This window comes from Fimbriimonadaceae bacterium, from assembly GCA_019638775.1.
In the GTDB taxonomy this organism is placed as follows: Bacteria; Armatimonadota; Fimbriimonadia; order Fimbriimonadales; family Fimbriimonadaceae; genus JAHBTD01.
The window spans coordinates 1-1,355 of sequence record JAHBTD010000101.1; the positions used below are offsets into that span (position 1 = coordinate 1).

General features: G+C 58.2%; 2 protein-coding genes. Both read left to right on the forward strand.

Features of this window, described 5'->3' with window-relative positions; all coding sequences use genetic code 11:
* Window positions 1-318 precede the first annotated feature (318 nt).
* Window positions 319-546, forward strand: a complete 228-nt coding sequence (locus KF784_20240) for a substrate-binding domain-containing protein (protein MBX3121386.1) — start codon at window positions 319-321, stop codon at window positions 544-546.
* Window positions 547-709: 163 nt separating this feature from the next.
* Window positions 710-862 (forward strand): hypothetical protein, encoded by a 153-nt coding sequence (locus KF784_20245; protein ID MBX3121387.1) that lies wholly within the window; start codon window positions 710-712, stop codon window positions 860-862.
* The last annotated feature ends 493 nt before the right edge of the window (window positions 863-1,355 follow it).

The window sequence follows — 1,355 nt, forward strand, 5'->3', positions numbered from 1 at the left end:
CCCCCTCTTTCACGGAACACCGAAAAAGCTCCACTGGAGCACACCCGACCCGGCAAAGGCGACCGGGACCGATGCTGACATCCAGACGGCGTTTGACAGTACGTTTCGTTTGCTGAGGCAACGTGCCGAGGATCTCCTAGGCGCGTGTTCCAGCCAACATTCCGGATGAGCGCAATGAATGCGGCAACTCTACAGAACGTGCAGAGGCTGAAGGCGGGGCACAATGGATCGCCAGGCCCTTCACGCGCGCCCCAACCACGGGCCGACATCCTGAGACAATCGACACAATGGTGCACAGTCCTTTCTTTAACTGTGATCATGGCCGGTTGCCTATCCGCGTGCAATCTCAAGCAACCCTCGGGAGCCATCTCGATCGCCGGGTCAAGTACGGTCTACCCTCTCTCCAAGGCCATTGCGGAGGCCTTCAGCAAAACGAATCCCAGCGTGAAATTCCACATTGCATGCTCCGGTACCGGTGGAGGTTTCAAGAAATTGTGTGCGGGTCAAATCGATATTGCCGGGCCTCACGCCCCATCAGCACAATAGAAATCCAGGAGTGCCAAGCTCAGCATATCGCGTACATCGAGTTGCCGGTCGCGTTCGACACCCTCTCCCTGGTGGTCAATGCCAAGAACACCTTCGCCGGTTGCCTCAGTGTGAACGAGCCTCAACGCATGTGGGAACCGGCTGCCGAACACACGATCACCACATGGCGGCAGATCCGACCGAGCTTCCCGGCCACCCGTTGGTGCTGTTCAGCCCAGGCAAAGACGCCGGAACTTTCGATGACTTCACACTGGCCATAGTCGGCATCGAAGGCACAAGCAGAGGCGACGTCACCATGAGCGAAGACGTATGGTAATCCAGCGAGGCGTGGCGGCGAACCCACGCGCCATCGGCTATCTCGGCTACGCCTACTACCAGAGCAATAAAGAGACGTTACAGCTTGTTTCTGTAGACAACGGGCAGGCTGCGTTGCTCTCAGCGCACAAGCGGTCATCGATGCTACGTACGAACCGCTTTCACGACCGTTGTTCATCTATGTCAACGCTGCTGCCGCCGCCCGCCCGGAAATCGCAGCGTTCGCGCACTTCTCCCTCTCCCACGAAAGCGAGCAGCACGTCTCGACGGCCGGATACGTGCCACTGCCACCTACGGCACGCGCCGTCCAAACCGCTCGACTTGAGAAAGAAATCACTGGGTCGGTGTTCGGTGGCCGCACGGTCCTTGGAGTGAACGTCAAATTTTTCAACGCGAGTGAGGAGGAGAGACTGAGCGCGCAACTGGTTCAATAGCCCTGTCGATAAGATTGAACAGCCCCCCACGGTACGTGACACCAGCTAGAACCCTCTCAT

Excerpts from the sequence above, each read along its gene's own strand:
- KF784_20240 (MBX3121386.1), top strand. The coding sequence starts at position 319 with ATGGCCGGTTGCCTATCCGCGTGCAATCTCAAGCAACCCTCGGGAGCC.
- KF784_20245 (MBX3121387.1), top strand. The coding sequence starts at position 710 with ATGGCGGCAGATCCGACCGAGCTTCCCGGCCACCCGTTGGTGCTGTTC.